The organism is Aequorivita flava, from assembly GCF_038742595.1.
In the GTDB taxonomy this organism is placed as follows: Bacteria; Bacteroidota; Bacteroidia; order Flavobacteriales; family Flavobacteriaceae; genus Aequorivita; species Aequorivita marisscotiae.
This window is the reverse complement of the sequence record NZ_JBANCF010000002.1, coordinates 356282-374010: the sequence shown is the minus strand read 5'-3', so window position 1 is coordinate 374010 and position 17729 is coordinate 356282. Positions and strand designations below refer to the sequence as shown.

Here is a 17729-nt window from a genome sequence, read left to right as displayed (position 1 = left end):
AAATGAATATTGCTGAAAGAAAAATAAAACTTGTGGAAAAAATTCTTCGTCTAGTGAACGATGAAAATGTTTCTCGTTTTGAAGAAATTTTAGAAAGTGAATCTTTAAAAGATTCAACTATAGTTGCAAAATCCGTGAATGGGCGAGAAATTTCCTTGCAAGAATATCGAGATAAAAATGACCGTGCCGTAGCTGATTATTCAGAAGGAAAATTTAAAACTTCCGCGCAATTAAAAGATAAATTCAACTCAGCTAAAAACAATAATGGATGATAAAGTTAAAGGCATCCATTGGTCTCCCGAAGCCGAACGGGATTTGGAAGAGATTTTTGAATTCTATTTTAAAAACCCCCCAAATTCTGCTTCTAAAAATATAGTAAGCATAATTACAGAAACCGAAAAAATGGTCTTTACCAAACAATGGCAGGTGGATGAGTTTGACCCAACTTGCCGAAGAGTTATTGTTAAAGGAAAATTTAGAGTCGTTTATAAAATTATAAATGAATTTATTTTAGTTACAGCCGTTTATCCTACAAAGAAAAATCCTGAAAACTTCCGAAAAGAATAAGGCATCCAAAAAAAAACTCCTTCTCTTTGCGAAGGGGGCATTGGGGCTATTATTCATGCTTTGGCTATTCTGCCTTCCATCCCCATTATTTAACGTTCCAACCGCGACCGTTGCGGAAAGTAGCACTGGCCAGATGCTTGGTGCGCGAATTGCAGTTGACGGCCAATGGCGTTTTCCACAAATGGATTCTGTGCCGGAACGGTTCGAAAAATGCATTCTTTATTTTGAGGATGAACATTTTTATTGGCATCCCGGTTTTAATCCGGTTTCAATTTCAAAAGCGCTCTGGCACAATATTACTACCGATTCCCGCCGTGGTGGAAGTACAATTACGCAACAAGTAATCCGACTTTCCCGACAAAATAAAGGACGTACTTATTTTGAAAAAGTGGTTGAAATTTTTCAAGCCACGCGATTGGAAGCGGGTTACAAAAAGAAATCAATTCTAAGTTTATATGCTTCCTACGCGCCTTTCGGTGGAAATGTGGTGGGGCTCGAAACTGCTTCGTGGCGATATTTTGGAATTCCCGCTAGCGAACTGAGTTGGGGGCAATCAGCGGCATTGGCAGTGCTTCCAAATGCGCCGTCGCTTATTTTTCCTGGCAAAAACGAAGAAATTTTAAAGAAAAAAAGAGATGGGTTATTGCTGAAACTTTTCAGAAATGAAGTGATTGATGAAACCACGTATCAATTGGCTTTGGATGAAAAATTGCCGGGAAAACCTTTGCCATTACCAGAATTTGCATCGCATTTAACCGAAAAAATAAGAAAGGAACATCACGGAAAACGCATTGAAACCACAATTGATTTTTCGCTTCAGCAAAAGGTAAATAATATTGTAAAAGAACAACATTATATGTTGGCGCAAAATCAAATAAATAACCTCGCCGTTTTGGTTTTGGATGTGAATACTCGGGAAGTTCTGGCGTACGTGGGCAATTCACCAACCACACGCGAGCACAACAATTTTGTAGATATAATTGAAAAACCACGAAGCACGGGCAGTATATTGAAACCCTTTCTATTTACTTCAATGCTCGATGCGGGCGAAATTCTTCCAAATACATTGGTTGCTGATATTCCAACTTCGGTGAATGGGTACATGCCTGAAAACTTCGACAAACAATTTAATGGCGCAGTGCCGGCCAGCGTTGCACTTTCGCGTTCGCTGAATATTCCCGCGGTGCGAATGTTACGTGATTTTGGATTGCAGCGTTTTTATAATGTTTTGGGCAAAATTAATTTAAACGAAATAGATAAACCTTCAGATTATTACGGACTTTCGTTGATTCTCGGTGGCGCGGAAAGTAGTTTGTGGGATATTACAAAAGCTTATGCAGGAATGGCTTCAACGTTAAATTTCTTCAATAATTCTTCCAGCGAATATCGGAAAAATGAATTTGTGGAACCTGTTTATGTGAAAGAGCACGATGTCCCGATAGCTATCGGGATCGGCAAAATTCAACAAAAACCTTCCGTTTGGAATGCTGGAGCCATTTATGAAACTTTCAACGCAATGCAAAAAGTGAATCGTCCGAGCGGGGAAGAAAACTGGGAATTTTTTACCAGCAGTCAGCCGCTAGCTTGGAAAACCGGGACGAGCTACGGATTTAAAGATGCGTGGGCAGTGGGGGTAACGCCAAAATACGCAATCGGGGTTTGGGTGGGAAATGCCGATGGCGAAGGCCGCCCGGGATTAACGGGAATTCAGGCCGCAGCCCCCGTTCTCTTTGATATTTTAAATGTTTTACCACAATCGGGATGGTTCAAAATTCCATATGATGAATTGGTTGAGGTAGAGGTTTGTTCTAAAAGTGGGCATCTCGCCGGACTTTTTTGCGATGAAATAAAAGAGGAATGGATTCCAAAAAAAGGAGTGAGAACCGAGGCTTGTCCGTATCAGCAAACTGTATTTCTAGATGCTTCACAAAATTATCGGGTGAATTCGTCGTGTTATCCGCTTTCAGAAATGGTTCAGAAAAATTGGTTTGTATTGCCACCGGTGATGGAATATTATTATGCCCATCTTCACCCGGAATATAAAATTCTTCCCCCTTTTGCGCCCGACTGTTTGCAGGAAGTCGAAAAGTTAATGGCTTTTATTTATCCGAAGAAAAATGAAGCGGTTTTGCTTCCGAAGAATTTTGATGAAAACGTAAACGAAGTAATTTTCAAACTCGCCCACCGATCGCCGGAAACCACTGTCTTTTGGTATTTGGATTCAAAATATATTGGGAAGACTGAAACCTTTCACGAGTTGGCAGTTTCGCCAAAGCCCGGAAAATATTTATTGACAGCGGTGGACGCGGAAGGCAATGAGCTTCGAGAAAAAATTGAAATTAAAACGCTTCAATAATTAACCAAAAAAAGAGACTACCTAAAAATAGATAGTCTCTTTGGAATCTTATTCGAATGAATTATTGCTTCACAAATCGAACAACGCTTGATTTGTTATCAGAATTAAGTTTTACCAAATAGGTGCCCGAAGCCAAAGCAGAAACATCAATCTGTCCTACTTTTTGAATTTCGGAAGCATATACTTTTTTGCCCAAAACATCAAAAATAGCAACTTGATAGTTTGAAGAAGCATCGCTTAATTCAATTGTAATTTGTCCGTTTGCAGGGTTTGGATAAAGGCGGATATCATTTTTTATAAATCCTTCAATTTCTGCAGTGTCATCATTTTGATAACGTGCAACAACCATTTCAGAATCGCTACCTGCTGCAGAATATGAGTGACCCGCTAAAATAATTTTGTTATCTGGCTGCATTGCAATTGCATACCCATGATCTTCTTTTCCGTTATTATCTGTGCTCACTTTTCCACCATTTCCAAAGGTAGAATCCAAGGTGCCATCAGTATTAAAACGAATCATTGCGAAATCATAATCAAACAATTTCACTGTACGGCCTGCTAAAACTACTTTGTCATCTGCCTGTATTACTAAACCGTTGGCATAATTGGCTTCATCTACAATTTGCGTTGTGGCCACTCCATTATTTCCATACGTATTATCAAGACTTCCGTCCGTATTTAGTCTTGCCACAGCAAAATCATAGGCTAATCTTGGGTTGCTGGTAATATAAGTGTGTCCTCCCAAAACGATTTTTCCATCAGATTGAATGCCAAAGGTAGTCGCTATATCGTGGTCAATACCGAAGTTAAAAGCAACCTTTCCATCGGTTCCGAAACTATTATCTAAAGCCCCATCAGCGGTTATTCTTGCAGCCGCCATTTGATATCGACCTCCTGATATAATGCTGAATCCTCCCATTACGATTTTACCGTCATTTTGAAAAGCAATATCTTGGGCATAGCTAGAAGAGGAAAATGCTATAGAGGACCATCCATTTGTACCGAAGCTAGTATCCATTGTACCATCGGTATTGAATTTTGCGATAGAAAAGTTATTGTCGGAATCTCCGGCGATATAGATTTTTCCATCATCGGCAATTATAACGGAAGCCAATACATCGTTCCCGCCAGAATTTGCTATCACAACACCGTTTGTGCCAAAAGAGCTGTCAAAAGAACCATCGGTATTAAGTCTGGCTAAAACCATATTTCCGCTAACATTATCCCAAGTTCTAGCACCAACCACGATTTTTCCATCATCTTGAAGCGCAACATCCATTCCGAATGACTTTGCGGTTGGAATAGTAATGGTTGCATTTCCGCCAGTTCCGAAAGAAGTGTCTAAAGTTCCGTCGGTATTAAGACGCACCACTGTAGCTTTATAAGTTGCTGGTTCGCCTGAATCTCCAACAAGAATTATTTTACCGTCAGGCTGAACTGTGGTAGCGGTAACAAAATTATAGGTTGGGGAAACCTGGGTAGTTGCTATTCCGTTGTTGCCAAAGGAAGTGTCTAGCACACCAGACTGTGCATAAGAAAGGGATGTTACTACTAAAAGTAGTACTAAAGAATAGAATTTGTTCTTGTTATTAGGTTTTAAAAATTTTCGCCGAAGGTATCATTTATTTTTACTTAATACCAAAATAATTTTGGTATTATCAATTGAAAATCAAACATATAAAGAGATAATATATTTGATAAATGTCAGAGATTTATAAAATTCAAAATACGGTTTCGGAAATTAAATCTTAAAAAATTGCCTATTCAATATTTTTAAAACGAATTATTGTGAAAATGACAATGTTGTTAAAGTGCATATTAAATTATTTAACAAAAATTTAGGCCTCGATTAGTTCGGTTATTACCGAACCAATCGTATTTTTGCGCCCTAATTATAAAATTTAGTTGTTTTGACTAAACGAAAAAATTTAATTGAAAAGCTTGGCGTGCATATAGAAGGAAAGGAGCAAATTGCGCCTTTGGCCGCCAGGATTTTGGCAACGCTAATACTAACGGGCAAACAGGGAACAACCTTTGAGGCCTTGGTTTGTGAACTGGGAGCAAGTAAAAGTACAATATCTACCCATCTTACCACCTTACAAGCGGCCAGTAGAATTACATATTATACAAAATCTGGTGATCGGAAAAAATATTTCATCTTAATTCCGGATGTTATGATTCATGCCATGGCCGATATGCTAAAAAATTGGAAATGTGAACAGCGGTTGCATTTAGAAATAATGGAATATAAAAAGGAAATAAATGAATCGCTTCCCAAGGATTCCGATGAAATCTTCGATTTGGAATTTCATACAGATTACTTGGAATTTCTAAATCAAGCGAGCGCTTCTATTGAAAAACTTCAAAAAAAACTTACTGAAAAAAATACAAACAACTAATTAAATCAACAATGAAAAAGATAAATCAACTTTATTTATTTCCCATTGCTTTAGGGATTTTATTTATGCTTACTTCCTGTGGCGAAGAAAAAACGGGGCAACAAGCTCCGCAAGCGTTACCATTTCCGGTAGTTACCGTACCTACAAAAACGGTTACCGCTTATGCTACTTACCCAACCAGTTTAGAGGGTATAATTAATAGTGAAGTTCGCGCAAAAACTTCCGGTTATATTACACAGGTTTTGGTGGACGAAGGAGAAAAAGTAAAAAAAGGGCAAACACTTTTTAGGTTAGAAACCCAGGCATTGAGTCAAGATGCGGCTGCTGCCAAAGCTAATGTGAATGCCGCACAGGTGGAGGTTAATAAACTAAAACCACTCGTTGAAAAAAATATAATTAGCGGTGTACAATTAGAAACGGCGAAGGCAAAATTGGCCCAAGCCCAAAGCGGGTATAACGCTATTGCTGCAAACATAGGGTACGCCACAATAAAAAGTCCTGTTGATGGCTATGTTGGGGCTATACCTTTTAGGGAGGGTGCTTTAATTAGCCCAACCTCTCAAATGCCTTTAACAACGGTTGCTAATATTGAAAAGATATATGCTTTCTTTTCACTAAATGAAAAAGCGTATTTAGATTTTATTGAAAAGAACGAAGGTAGCACCTTAGAGGAAAAAATTAAAAATCTTCCGAAAGTGCGGTTAGTACTAGCCAATGGAAGTCTTTATGATAAAGAGGGAACTATAGAAACTATAAACTCGCAGGTAAATCCATCTACCGGTACAGTGTCTTTTAGAGCAGTTTTTGACAACCCAAATAGAATTCTGTCAAGTGGTTATAGTGGAATAATACAACTTCCAAATACCTATGAAAACGCAACGGTTGTACCTGCCTCCGCTACGTATGAAAGACAAGGAATAACGTATGTGTATAAAGTACAAGGCGATACTCTTGCAACAACTAGCGCTATTCAGGTAATAGACCGTGTAGATAACATGGTAATAGTAAAAGAAGGCATAGCGCCAGGCGATAAAATTGTTGCGAAAGGAGTTGGAAAACTACGAGATAAAACTCCTATTGTTGCTCAGTCAGCTAGCTTTGATAGTATTGCACAAGGATTAGAAAAAGTATTTAAATAAGAAAAGACCATGATAAAGAAGTTTATAGAAAGACCCGTTTTATCGAGTGTCGTTTCCATTATAATATTAATATTGGGGGTTTTAGGTATTACAACTCTGTCTACCACCCAATATCCAGAAATAGCTCCACCAACGGTACAGGTTTCTGCAAATTATCCTGGGGCTAATGCGGCAACTGTTCTTGAAAGTGTAATTGTTCCTATTGAAGAACAAATTAATGGAGTAGAAGGAATGACTTATATTACTTCTACCGCAAGTAACAATGGTAGCGCTAGCATTAATGTATTTTTTGATCAGGATGTAGATCCGGATATTGCAGCAGTTAACGTTCAAAACCGTGTGGCTCGCGCAAGTTCATTATTGCCATCAGAAGTAACGCAATCTGGCGTAATAACTCAAAAACAACAAACGAGTGCCTTAATGTTCCTTACAGTATATTCGGAAAATGAAAATTACGACGGCACTTATATTCAAAACTATCTAAACATTAATGTTCTTCCAGAACTAAAAAGAATTAATGGAGTTGGTGGTGTTAATGTATTTGGTGGTAAAGATTACGCAATGCGTATATGGTTAAAACCAGAGAAATTAGCTGCATACAACCTAGAACCTGCAGATATTACTGCAGCTATCCGTGAACAGAGTAGAGAGGCTGCAGCTGGTTCCTTAGGACAAAATAATGCAGAATCTTTTGAATACGTTTTAACTTACAGTGGTAGATATAAAGAAGCTTCACAATATGAAGATATCGTAATTAAATCATTGGGCAGTGGTAAGTTTCTTACCCTAAAAGATGTAGCCGATGTAGAATTAGATGCACAAAACTATGGCTCCATTTCATTTACAAATGGAAACCCAGGCGTTAGTATGGCAATTTATCAAACAGCAGGATCTAATGCTCAAGAAATTATCCGTACAGTTCATGAGAAGTTCAAAGTAATGGAAAAAGATTTTCCAAAAGGAGTAAAATATATCGTAAACTTCGATTCTAATGAATTTCTAGAAGCTTCGATAAGTAAAGTAATTACCACATTAATTGAAGCATTTTTATTAGTGTTTTTAGTAGTGTTTATCTTCTTACAGGATTTTCGTTCTACATTAATTCCTGCAATTGCAGTTCCTGTATCTATTATTGGAACTTTCTTTTTTCTCAATTTGTTTGGTTACTCAATCAATCTACTTACACTGTTTGCACTTGTTTTAGCAATTGGTATTGTAGTAGATGATGCAATTGTAGTTGTAGAGGCGGTACATGCTAAACTTGAAGAAGGGGCCCAATCTGCACTAAAAGCAACGCATTCGGCAATGGATGATATTACGGGCGCTATTATATCAATTACTTTGGTTATGGCGGCTGTGTTTATACCTGTAACTTTTATTACCGGACCAACAGGTGTATTTTACGAACAATTTGGCGTTACTCTTATTGTGGCAATTATAATTTCTGCGGTAAACGCGTTAACACTGAGTCCGGCATTGTGTGCTATTTTTCTAAAAACCCACGATGAAGAAGTTAAAAAGAAAAATTTATTAGGTCGTTTTTTCAGTAAATTCAATACTGCATTTACAGTAACAACTAATAAATACGTTAGATCATTAGGTTTTTTATATAAACACAAATGGATTAGTGGTGCTTTCCTTATTTTATGTGTAGTCGGAATTGTTTGGGCCTCCAATACTACGCCCACAGGCTTTGTTCCAGACGAAGATAGAGGACTTATTTTTGCGAATATTGAGCTTCCAGCTGGTGCTTCATTAGACCGAACTGTTGGAGTAACTAAAGAATTACAAGAAAAAATTAAGAATGTTCCCGGAATTAGAGATATTTCGTTAGTAAATGGTTTTAGTATTATAAGTGGTTCGGGAAGTAACTACGGTATTGGGTTTATTAAATTAGATAATTGGTCTGAAAGAAAAGAGGATAGTAAATCGGTAGAAGCTATTACCGGCCAACTATTCGGAATTGCTGCAAGTATTCCGGACGCAAAAATTTTATTTTTCCAACCTCCAAGTGTTCCAGGATTTGGAATATCTTCAGGGTTCGAGATGAAAGTTTTAGATAGAACGGGCGGTAGCTTTAACGACCTGAGTGCGGCAACCCAAACCTATCTGCAAGAATTAATGCAACGGCCGGAAATTATGTATGCCCAGTCTTCATTTAATACCGATTATCCCCAATACGAAATAGATGTAGATATTACTAAAACAAAAGAAGCCGGAATAAGTGTAAGTTCCATTCTTACAACCTTGCAAGGCTATATAGGAAGTATTTACGCAGCAGACTTTTCTCGATACGGAAAACAATACCGTGTTTTTGTACAAGCATTGCCAGAAGATAGAACTTCTGTTGAAAGTTTAAATCAAATGTTTGTTCGTAACGCTATGGGCGAAATGGCTCCTATTACCGAATTCATTTCTTTAAAAAGAGTTTACGGGCCCCAATCGGTAACCAGATTTAACTTGTTTAACTCTGCAAGCGTAAACGGTGCAGCAGCACCAGGATATTCTTCGGGAGATGCTATTAAAGCAGTGCAGGAAGTTAGTAAAAACTTACCTCAAGAATACACCGTGGCATTTTCAGGACTTACGCGTGAAGAAATATCATCCGGGAGTCAAACCACCTTTATTTTTATTTTGGTTTTACTATTTGTGTACTTTATCCTAGCGGCGCAATACGAAAGTTTCTTAATTCCATTTTCAGTAATATTCTCTGTGCCAGTTGGGGTTTTTGGAGCCTATATTGTTACTAAATTTGCGGGATTGGAAAATAATGTTTACTTCCAAATCGCGTTGATAATGCTCATTGGGCTACTCGCCAAAAACGCTATTCTTATTGTAGAATTTGCCCTTCAAAGACGCAGAACTGGACTCTCTAGAATGAATTCAGCTTTTGAAGGTGCCAAAGCAAGACTTCGTCCAATTTTAATGACGTCTTTTGCTTTTATCGTGGGTCTTTTGCCACTTGTATTTGCCTCAGGTATCGGTGCTCGTGGAAACAATGCAATTGGTACCGGAGCCGTTGGTGGATTATTAATAGGAACCATTTTTGGAGTATTTGTTATTCCTATCCTTTACATTTTCTTCCAGTGGATTCAAGATAAAATGAATAAAACCCCAGACACTTTTGAAGTAGAGATTCAAGATGAAAAATAAAAGAAATCAGATTATGAAATTTATAAAAGGAGCTGTAATCGCGCTGGCGTTTTTAACATTACAATCTTGTTTTGTTGCCAAAGATTACAAAAGACCCGAAACGATAGTAGAAGCTCAAAACTACCGCACGGACCAATTGTCGCAAGATACACTCACCATTGCCACACTTTCATGGAAGGAGTTGTTTACAGACCCAATTCTTCAAAATTATATTGAGGAAGGATTACAAAACAATATGGATATTCGCGTGGCGCTGCAGCAAATACGAATTGCCGAAGCGTATGTAAAACAGGGCAAAGCCGGTTATTTACCTTCCATAAACGGAAATGCAAAATACACCCATCAGGAATTGCCAGCAACCAATCAATTTGGCAATGTTTCATCTATTGGCCAATACGAATTAAGCGCAGGCCTTTCATGGGAAGCCGATATTTGGGGAAAAATTAGAAGTACAAAACGCGCTTCAGATGCTTCATATTTACAAACAGTGGCTGCGCACCAAGCCGTAAAAAGTAGGTTGATTGGCAATATTGCTTCAGTTTATTATCAATTATTGGCCTTGGATGAGCAAATTCGTATAACCGAAGAAACAATTGAAACACGCTCTAAAGGATTAGAAACTACCCAAGCTCTAAAAGAAGCGGGAAATGTTACCGAAGTGGGCGTGAAACAAACCGAAGCGCAATTATACACGGCGCAGGGTATTTTAATCGATTTAAAAAACCAAGCGCGATTGCTGGAAAATACACTTTCAATTTTAATGGGAAGCGCACCGAGAATGGTTGAACGCAGCAGCTTGGAAAACCAAAAATTAGACGTTTCTTTAAAAACCGGAATTCCCTCTCAATTACTTCGAAATAGACCAGATGTAATCGCCGCGGAATACAATTTAATAAATGCTTTTGAACTTACTAATGTAGCGCGAGCTGGTTTTTATCCGTCCTTAACGCTTTCTGCTACCGGCGGACTTCAGAATATAGAAATTGACAATCTATTTAATGCCAATTCACTATTTGCCACAATTATTGGCGGGTTAACGCAGCCTATTTTTAACAAGCGTCAGATTCGTACCCAATACGAAGTTTCGCAAGCGAAGCAGGAACAGGCTTATTTAGATTTTAGATATGCAATTATAAATGCCAGTAAAGAAGTTTCTGACGCACTGTACAGTTACCAAGCAGCCACTGAAAAAATAGAGGTTAAGCAAAAGGAATTTGAAGCTTATAATTTGGCAACGGATTATTCCGAAGAGCTTTTAAACAACGGTTTTGCCAATTATTTGGAAGTTTTAACAGCGCAGGAAAACGCCTTAAATTCTAGTTTAAATTTAATTAATGCAAAGAATAGCCAACTGCAATCCATCGTAGATTTATACGAAGCATTGGGCGGCGGCTGGCAATAGATTTTTCATAGTTTTTTATTGTTGATAGTTGAAAATCTGTCTTGAAATTTTTCAAGGCAGATTTTTTTATGTGTTATACCGAAAACTGCTACTTTAGTGCAATGGGAAAACATTACTACACTTTCTTCATAATTATTTTCACTTTCCTTTCCTGTGAAGAAAAGCCCAATAAAATACTTTTGCTCCATGAAGATTGGCAGTTTTCAGAAGTTGAAAAAATTAAGTGGCAACCCGCAGATGTTCCCGGAACGGTACAAGCAGATTTATTGCGTTTAGGTGAAATTCCCGATCCGTTTCTAAAAAATAACGAAGACTCCATTCAATGGGTTTCTTCTAAAAATTGGCAGTATAAAAAGCAATTTTCCGTTTCCGAAGAAATCTTAAAAAGAGCCAAACATTTTTTAAAGTTTGAAGGTTTGGATACGTATGCCGAAGTCTTTCTCAATGATAGTCTAATCCTTTCCGCAAACAACGCTTTCCGCAGTTGGGAGGTAGATGTAAGCGATGCTTTAAAAGCCAAAAACAAACTTTTGGTAGATTTTAAAAGTCCAGATTCCATCGAAAAAGCTGAAGCTAAAAAACTGAATTACAAACTTCCCGAAGGTAATCGCGTTTTTACTCGAAAGCCGCAATATCAGTACGGATGGGATTGGGCACCCACTATAAAAACTATGGGCATTTGGCGAAATGTTTCATTAGAAAGTTATGATATTGCACGGCTAAAAGATGTCTTTCTTCAAACAAAATCTATTTCGGATTCTCTTGCTGAAATTGTTGCGAAGTTTGAAATTGAAACAGTAAAAGCCGAAGAAATAACACTTCAAATTACGAATAAAAACACCTCCGAAACTTTTGTTTCAAATTTCAAAACCAAATCGGGACAAAGTGAATATGAAATACCTTTCAGCATAAAGAATCCCAAACTTTGGTGGACGCACAATTTAGGCGATTCGTTTTTGTACGATATTGAAATTGAATTGCTTCACAATAAGAATGTCTTGGAAACTTATTCAAAAAATCTTGGCATTCGCACCATTGAATTAGTTACTGAAAAAGATTCCATTGGCGAAAGTTTTTATTTTAAATTGAATGGAAAACCTGTTTATATGAAAGGTGCCAACTACGTTCCGCAACAAATGTTGGACGCAAAAATAGATCGAGAAAAATACACGCAATTGATTGGTGATGCGGTTTCGGCAAATATGAATATGCTTCGCATTTGGGGTGGTGGAATTTATGAAGATGATTATTTCTACAATTTATGTGACGAAAAAGGAATCCTTATTTGGCAAGATTTTATGTTCGCCTGCGCCATGTATCCCGGCGATGCCGAATTTCTGGAAAACGCCAAACAAGAAGCAATTGAAAATGTAAAGCGTTTACGGAACCATCCGAGCATCGCGCTTTGGTGCGGCAATAACGAAAATAACGAGGGCTGGCATCGTTGGGGTTGGCAGGAAGGAAAAACCGAAGCCCAAAAACAAGAAATTTGGGATAGTTATTACGCCCTCTTCAACCACATTTTACCGCGCGTTGTAGATAGTTTAAGCCCAAAAATCAGTTATTGGGAAAGTTCGCCAAAATTTGGTCGAGGCGACAAACGCTACCAATTTCAAGGCGATGCCCACGATTGGTGGGTATGGCATGACGGTTACCCCTTTGAACATTTTGAAAAGAAAGTTCCGCGTTTTATGAGCGAATTTGGCTTTCAATCGTTTCCCAGTCCTGAAACTGTAAAATATGCCACCGGAAGAGATTCTGTTTTTAAAAACGATCCGCTTTTTGCAAACCATCAAAAACACGTCAGAGGTTTTAAGATTATTGAAGAATATATGGCGCGCGACTTTCCAGTGCCGCAAAATGCCGAAGATTATATGTATGTAAGTCAGCTTTTGCAAGCCCGTGGAATTACGATGGGAATTCACGCCCACCGTCGTGCAAAACCATATAACATGGGCACGCTTTATTGGCAATTGAACGACTGTTGGCCGGCTATTTCGTGGTCCAGCATTGATTATTTGGGCAATTGGAAAGCACTGCATTATAAAGCCAAGAAAGCCTTTGAAAACGTTTTGATTTCTACTGAAGAAAAAAAGGATACGCTTAATATTTTTGTAGTAAATGATAGTTTTAAAACCATTAAAGATTCTTTAGTTTTAAAGTTATTGAATTTTGATGGAGAAGTAATTCACAAAAAACAACTTGCGATTGAAAGCCCCGAAAACAGTAGTAAAATTGTCTATTCCCTTCCGTTGGAAACTTTAAAATTTGATAGAGATTTTAGCGTTTTAAAAATCAATTTCGGGAAAAGTGAATATTTAAATTATTTTGTAAAACCGAAAGATTTAAAGCTTAAAAAAGCGGAAATCGAAATTGAAGTATGCTGTTCGGTCGAGCGCAGTCGAGACCTATCGTTTCAATCAAACTCCAAAGTTCTCGACTGCGCTCGAACAGACAATAATTTGTGTTTTTCCGTAACTCTTGTATCAAAAACACTTCAAAAGAATGTATTTTTAGAGGCAGATGAAAAGGGAAAATTTGATGATAATTTCTTCGATTTATTGCCGAATGAACCCAAAACAATTCTTTTTTCAACCGAAAGTAAAACCCCACCAAAATTGAAGTTAAAAACCTTAAACCAACTTTTTCCCTAGCTATGCGAACTATTTATACTCTAATTCTCACATTATTTTCACTTAGCGTTTTTTCGCAAAATCCCGATGTAGTTTTAATTCCAAAACCACAACAATTAGCCTTGCGAGATGGTAATTTCACCCTCGATAAAAACACAAGTTTATTCACTGCTCCTGAATTTGAGATTGCGAGTAATTTCTTAAACGAATTTCTTAAAAATGGTGCTGGATTTCAGCTTCAAAATACTTCAAAAGAAGATGCCAACATTATAATTGAGAAAGAGGCTTCGCAACCTTCCGAGGGTTATTTTTTAGATATTTCAAATTCAAAAATTCACATTAAAGCCAGCGATGCGAGTGGCGCTTTTTATGCAATACAAACGTTGCGGCAATTACTTCCACCGAAGCTTGAAAGCCCTAAATCTCCGAAAGAGGCGACTTTTTCAATACGACAGTTAACAATAACCGATTTCCCAAAATTTCAATACCGCGGGATGCATTTAGATGTTTCGCGGCATTTTTTCGATAAGGAATTTGTAAAAAAATACATCGCAAATCTGGCCATGCTAAAGATGAACACTTTCCATTGGCATTTGACGGACGACCAAGGATGGCGAATTGAAATTAAAAAATATCCCGAACTCACGGCAAAAGGGGCGTTTAGAAATGAAACGCGAATAGGGCATTACGAAGATAAACCAGAATTGTACGACGGTAAACGTTACGGCGGTTTTTACACCCAAGAAGACATTAAAGAGGTAGTTGCATTTGCTGCGACGCAAAACGTAACGATAATTCCTGAAATAGAAATGCCCGGGCACGCGCAGGCTGCCATTAGTTCGTACCCCGAATTGGGCTGCACTGGGAAACAGATTCCCGTGGCGACAACTTGGGGTGTTTTTGAAGATATTTTTTGCCCAAAAGAAGAAACATTTACTTTTTTGGAAAATGTTTTAAACGAAGTTATGCCATTATTTCCGGGCGAATATATTCACATTGGTGGCGACGAAGCGCCAAAATTGCGTTGGAAAAATTGTGCACATTGCCAACAATTGATAAAGGATAAAAATTTAAAAAATGAACACGGGTTGCAGAGTTATTTTATTCATAGAATTGAAGAATTTGTAAATAGCAAAGGCAAAAAAATAATTGGTTGGGACGAAATTTTGGAGGGTGGCCTCGCGCCAAACGCCACTGTAATGTCGTGGCGCGGCATGCAAGGCGGAATTGACGCCGCAAAGCAAAAACACGATGTAATTATGACCCCCGTGTCGCATTGCTATTTTGATTATTACCAAAGTGAAAATTTAGATGAACCCACGGCAATTGGCGGATTCCTGCCGTTGAAAAAGGTGTATTCCTTTAATCCAATTCCCCATGAATTAAAGGCAGAAGAAGCAAAATATATTCTTGGCGCCCAAGCCAATGTGTGGACGGAATACATTCCTACGGAAATGCAGGTAGAATATATGGTTTTTCCGAGAACACTTGCTATGAGTGAAGTAGTTTGGAATGGCCCTTCAAAAGACTTTGAAAAGGATTATCCCGATTTCTTTTCGCGAGTTGAAGATTTTATGAAGCGTTTGGATGCTTTAAATATTAATTACGCCAATTATTTATATGAAATTGACGGCAAAATTATAAAAGTGGAAAACAAAGTATTTTACGAGTTATCCACGCCCACCAAAGGAAAGGAAATTCATTATTCGATAAATAACTCTAAAACGAAACTTTACTCAGAGCCAATTTTAATTGAAAGGGATTCCAAGATTACGGCTAATGTTTTTAAGAATGACGAAAAACTAGGGCGTGATTTTTCCGAAGAAATAAAATATCATAAAGGGATTTTAGGAAAAATTGAACTCAACTTAGCGCCAAATCCTGCGTATGCAGCCGGCGGAAAGGAAGCATTAATCAACGGAATTTCTGGTAGAGACAAACGCTATGGCGACAAAGAGTGGTTGGGTTTTTGGGGTGATGATTTAGAAATTACAATCGATTTGGGAAAGGAAACGGAAGTACGTTCCCTAAAAACTCGATTTTTCAATTCGCCCGGAGTTTGGATATATTCACCCAAAGAGCTTTCTATTTCCTGCGAAAATGTAAAAGGCGAAATAGTTTCCTTCACTAAAAAAGTAAATGCGGAAAACGATAACTTAATTGATGTCGCAGTTAATTTAGCCGAGAAAGGGGGTTTAATGACCAGATATATAAAACTGAAAATCCCCAATTATGGTATGATTCCAGACGGTTTGCAAGGTGCAGGACACAAAGCGTGGACGTTTATTGACGAAATAATAATTGAATGATATAACTTTGACAAAGTTTTAAACTTTGTCAAAGTTGAGTTATACACAAATTGAAATCTGCGCGAATAGCTTCCAAAGTGCCCAAAATGCACAACTTGCAGGAGCAAACCGAATAGAACTTTGCACCGAGCTTTCCGTTGGCGGCCTCACGCCAAGCCACGGACTAATTGAAAAAGTAGTTTCGGAATTAACTATTCCAACCCACGTTTTAATCCGTCCGCGAAGTGGAAACTTTACCTATTCCGAAGAAGAATTTAATGTTATGTTGCGCGATATTGCATTTTGTAAAAAATTAGATTGTGCAGGAATTGTAAGCGGATTTTTAACTTCGGAAAATAAAATTGATTTTGAAAAAACGAAGCTGTTAATTGCTGCTTCCGAAGAAATGGACTTTACTTTTCACCGCGCTTTTGACTGGGTTGAAAACCCGTTAGAAGAGCTTCAAAATTTAATAGATTTAAAAGTGAATAGATTGCTTTCCTCGGGACAAAAACCTAGAGCAATTGAGGGAATTTTATTGTTAAAGAAACTTCAAAATCTTTCAAAAGGTAAACTGGAAATTATGCCAGGCGGCGGAATTAATCTTGAAAATGCCTTGAAATTTAAAGAAGCTGGGTTTAAAAGCATTCACTTTTCAGCAACAACAAAAAAACAAACACTCCAACAGAAACCGAAAGTTTCCATGCACAGTAAAACATTTTTTGAAGAAGGAATTGTCAGCACTTCAAATATAGAAACCATTCAAAAAATTAAAGAATTATTAACGTAACGGAAAACCTTTGGCAGCCCACCAAGGATGGATTTCAATTGAAAGCCTGCCAGCTTTAACCATAGGGTCCATATTTGCAAGACTGTCTGCCATTTTTTGGGTAGGAACGTTATAAATGGTAATTCCACGTATATCGCCATCATCGCCAAAAGGGCCTGAAATATCTGCAAAACCTTCTTCGTACATCCGTCCCAAATGTGCCAAATGCAATGTTTGTAGGCTGTCCGCTTCCTCTTTGGTTTGGGAACGAGCGGGCCCTTTTTTTAGAAATGCAATAAAATATTGTTGCATTAAAATGGTGTCGCCAGATTTTTCATCAACGTAATCAAAAGTTTGAAAGCCTTTTTGAGTAAGTTCCTCTTTTAGCTGCGACATTGGAATTTTTACTTCCTCTGGGCAGGGTTCGGAGATATATTCCTTTTCAATTTTGGTTTCACAACTTAAAAATGTAATTCCTAAAATTGCAACAAGTAATTTAGCTTTCATTTTTCCAGTTCTTAAAGGGGTTTTTACTCAAATTTGAATTGTAATATTTTACCTCGCCCGTTACTTCCATTCCCAACCATTCAGGTTTTGAAAAGGGTTCGTTTTCAGAATCGAGTTCTATTTCAGCGATGATTAGCCCGGCATTTTCACCAATAAAATCATCTACTTCAAAAGTATGGTTGTCTATTGAAATTTCATAACGGGTTTTTTCAATAATGCCTGGTTCACATAAAAGAAGCAATTCTTCAGCTTCTGCCTGTGAAATCTGTTTTTCCCACTCAAAACGCGTAAGCCCAGATTTGTTAGATTTCCCTTTAATAGTTATAAATCCATCATTTCCTTGAATACGGATGCGCACGGTACGTTCCCGATGGGTATTTAAAAACCCCTGAACAAGGCGTGTGCGTTTGTGTGCTTCGTTTTTAAAAGCTTCGGAAGTGACCAAAAATTTACGTTCTATTTCTTGCATGTTTTGTTTATTATCCTGCAAGGTTTTCAAAACCTTGTAGGTCTATT

Annotated in this window: 13 protein-coding genes; 10 read left to right on the top strand and 3 right to left on the bottom strand. The window is 37.8% G+C overall.

What is annotated here, in order from left to right; translation table 11 throughout:
- Positions 1 to 2: 2 nt before the first annotated feature.
- From VZD24_RS04055 to pbpC, 3 genes are read left to right on the top strand one after another with little or no spacing between them, the layout of a single operon-like run.
- Positions 3 to 272 (top strand): hypothetical protein, encoded by a 270-nt coding sequence (locus tag VZD24_RS04055; protein WP_279449659.1) that lies wholly within the window; start codon positions 3 to 5, stop codon positions 270 to 272.
- A complete protein-coding gene (locus VZD24_RS04050; RefSeq protein ID WP_342686786.1) occupies positions 265 to 567 on the top strand; it encodes a type II toxin-antitoxin system RelE/ParE family toxin in 303 nt (100 codons plus the stop codon). The genes VZD24_RS04055 and VZD24_RS04050 overlap by 8 nt, the downstream gene beginning before the upstream one ends.
- A 55-nt stretch (positions 568 to 622) precedes the next feature.
- Positions 623 to 2923 (top strand): penicillin-binding protein 1C, encoded by a 2301-nt coding sequence (gene pbpC / locus VZD24_RS04045; RefSeq protein WP_342686787.1) that lies wholly within the window; start codon positions 623 to 625, stop codon positions 2921 to 2923.
- 61 nt (positions 2924 to 2984) lie between these two features.
- Here the strand turns inward: pbpC and VZD24_RS04040 are convergent, their stop codons facing one another.
- Positions 2985 to 4442 carry a T9SS type A sorting domain-containing protein gene (locus VZD24_RS04040; RefSeq protein WP_342686788.1) on the bottom strand — a complete coding sequence of 486 codons (1458 nt, stop codon included), beginning with the start codon at positions 4440 to 4442 and terminating at the stop codon, positions 2985 to 2987.
- A gap of 391 nt (positions 4443 to 4833) precedes the next feature.
- On the opposite strand from VZD24_RS04040, the gene VZD24_RS04035 reads away from it, so the two are divergent.
- From VZD24_RS04035 to VZD24_RS04005, 7 genes are read left to right on the top strand one after another with little or no spacing between them, the layout of a single operon-like run.
- Positions 4834 to 5322: a GbsR/MarR family transcriptional regulator gene (locus tag VZD24_RS04035; protein WP_279449663.1), complete on the top strand. Its 489-nt coding sequence runs from the start codon at positions 4834 to 4836 to the stop codon at positions 5320 to 5322.
- An 11-nt stretch (positions 5323 to 5333) separates the two neighbouring features.
- The gene (locus tag VZD24_RS04030; protein WP_279449664.1) at positions 5334 to 6461 is read left to right on the top strand and encodes an efflux RND transporter periplasmic adaptor subunit; all 1128 of its coding nucleotides are present in this window, start codon (positions 5334 to 5336) and stop codon (positions 6459 to 6461) included.
- 9 nt (positions 6462 to 6470) lie between these two features.
- Complete coding sequence (locus VZD24_RS04025; protein ID WP_342686789.1) at positions 6471 to 9614, top strand: efflux RND transporter permease subunit; 3144 nt, start codon at positions 6471 to 6473, stop codon at positions 9612 to 9614.
- 13 nt (positions 9615 to 9627) lie between these two features.
- Positions 9628 to 11016, top strand: a complete 1389-nt coding sequence (locus VZD24_RS04020; protein WP_342686790.1) for an efflux transporter outer membrane subunit — start codon at positions 9628 to 9630, stop codon at positions 11014 to 11016.
- Positions 11017 to 11057: 41 nt separating this feature from the next.
- Positions 11058 to 13670: a beta-mannosidase gene (locus VZD24_RS04015; RefSeq protein WP_342688767.1), complete on the top strand. Its 2613-nt coding sequence runs from the start codon at positions 11058 to 11060 to the stop codon at positions 13668 to 13670.
- Between the two features lie 2 nt (positions 13671 to 13672).
- Entirely contained in the window at positions 13673 to 15958 is a 2286-nt protein-coding gene (locus VZD24_RS04010) for a beta-N-acetylhexosaminidase (protein WP_342686792.1), read from the top strand.
- Between the two features lie 34 nt (positions 15959 to 15992).
- Positions 15993 to 16727, top strand: a complete 735-nt coding sequence (locus tag VZD24_RS04005; RefSeq protein WP_342686793.1) for a copper homeostasis protein CutC — start codon at positions 15993 to 15995, stop codon at positions 16725 to 16727.
- Here the strand turns inward: VZD24_RS04005 and VZD24_RS04000 are convergent.
- Complete coding sequence (locus VZD24_RS04000; protein ID WP_342686794.1) at positions 16719 to 17213, bottom strand: YciI family protein; 495 nt, start codon at positions 17211 to 17213, stop codon at positions 16719 to 16721. The two genes, VZD24_RS04005 and VZD24_RS04000, sit on opposite strands and share 9 nt — an antisense overlap.
- A complete protein-coding gene (locus VZD24_RS03995) occupies positions 17203 to 17682 on the bottom strand; it encodes a CYTH domain-containing protein (RefSeq protein ID WP_279449672.1) in 480 nt (159 codons plus the stop codon). Before VZD24_RS03995 ends, VZD24_RS04000 begins: the two co-directional genes overlap by 11 nt.
- Positions 17683 to 17729 lie beyond the last annotated feature (47 nt).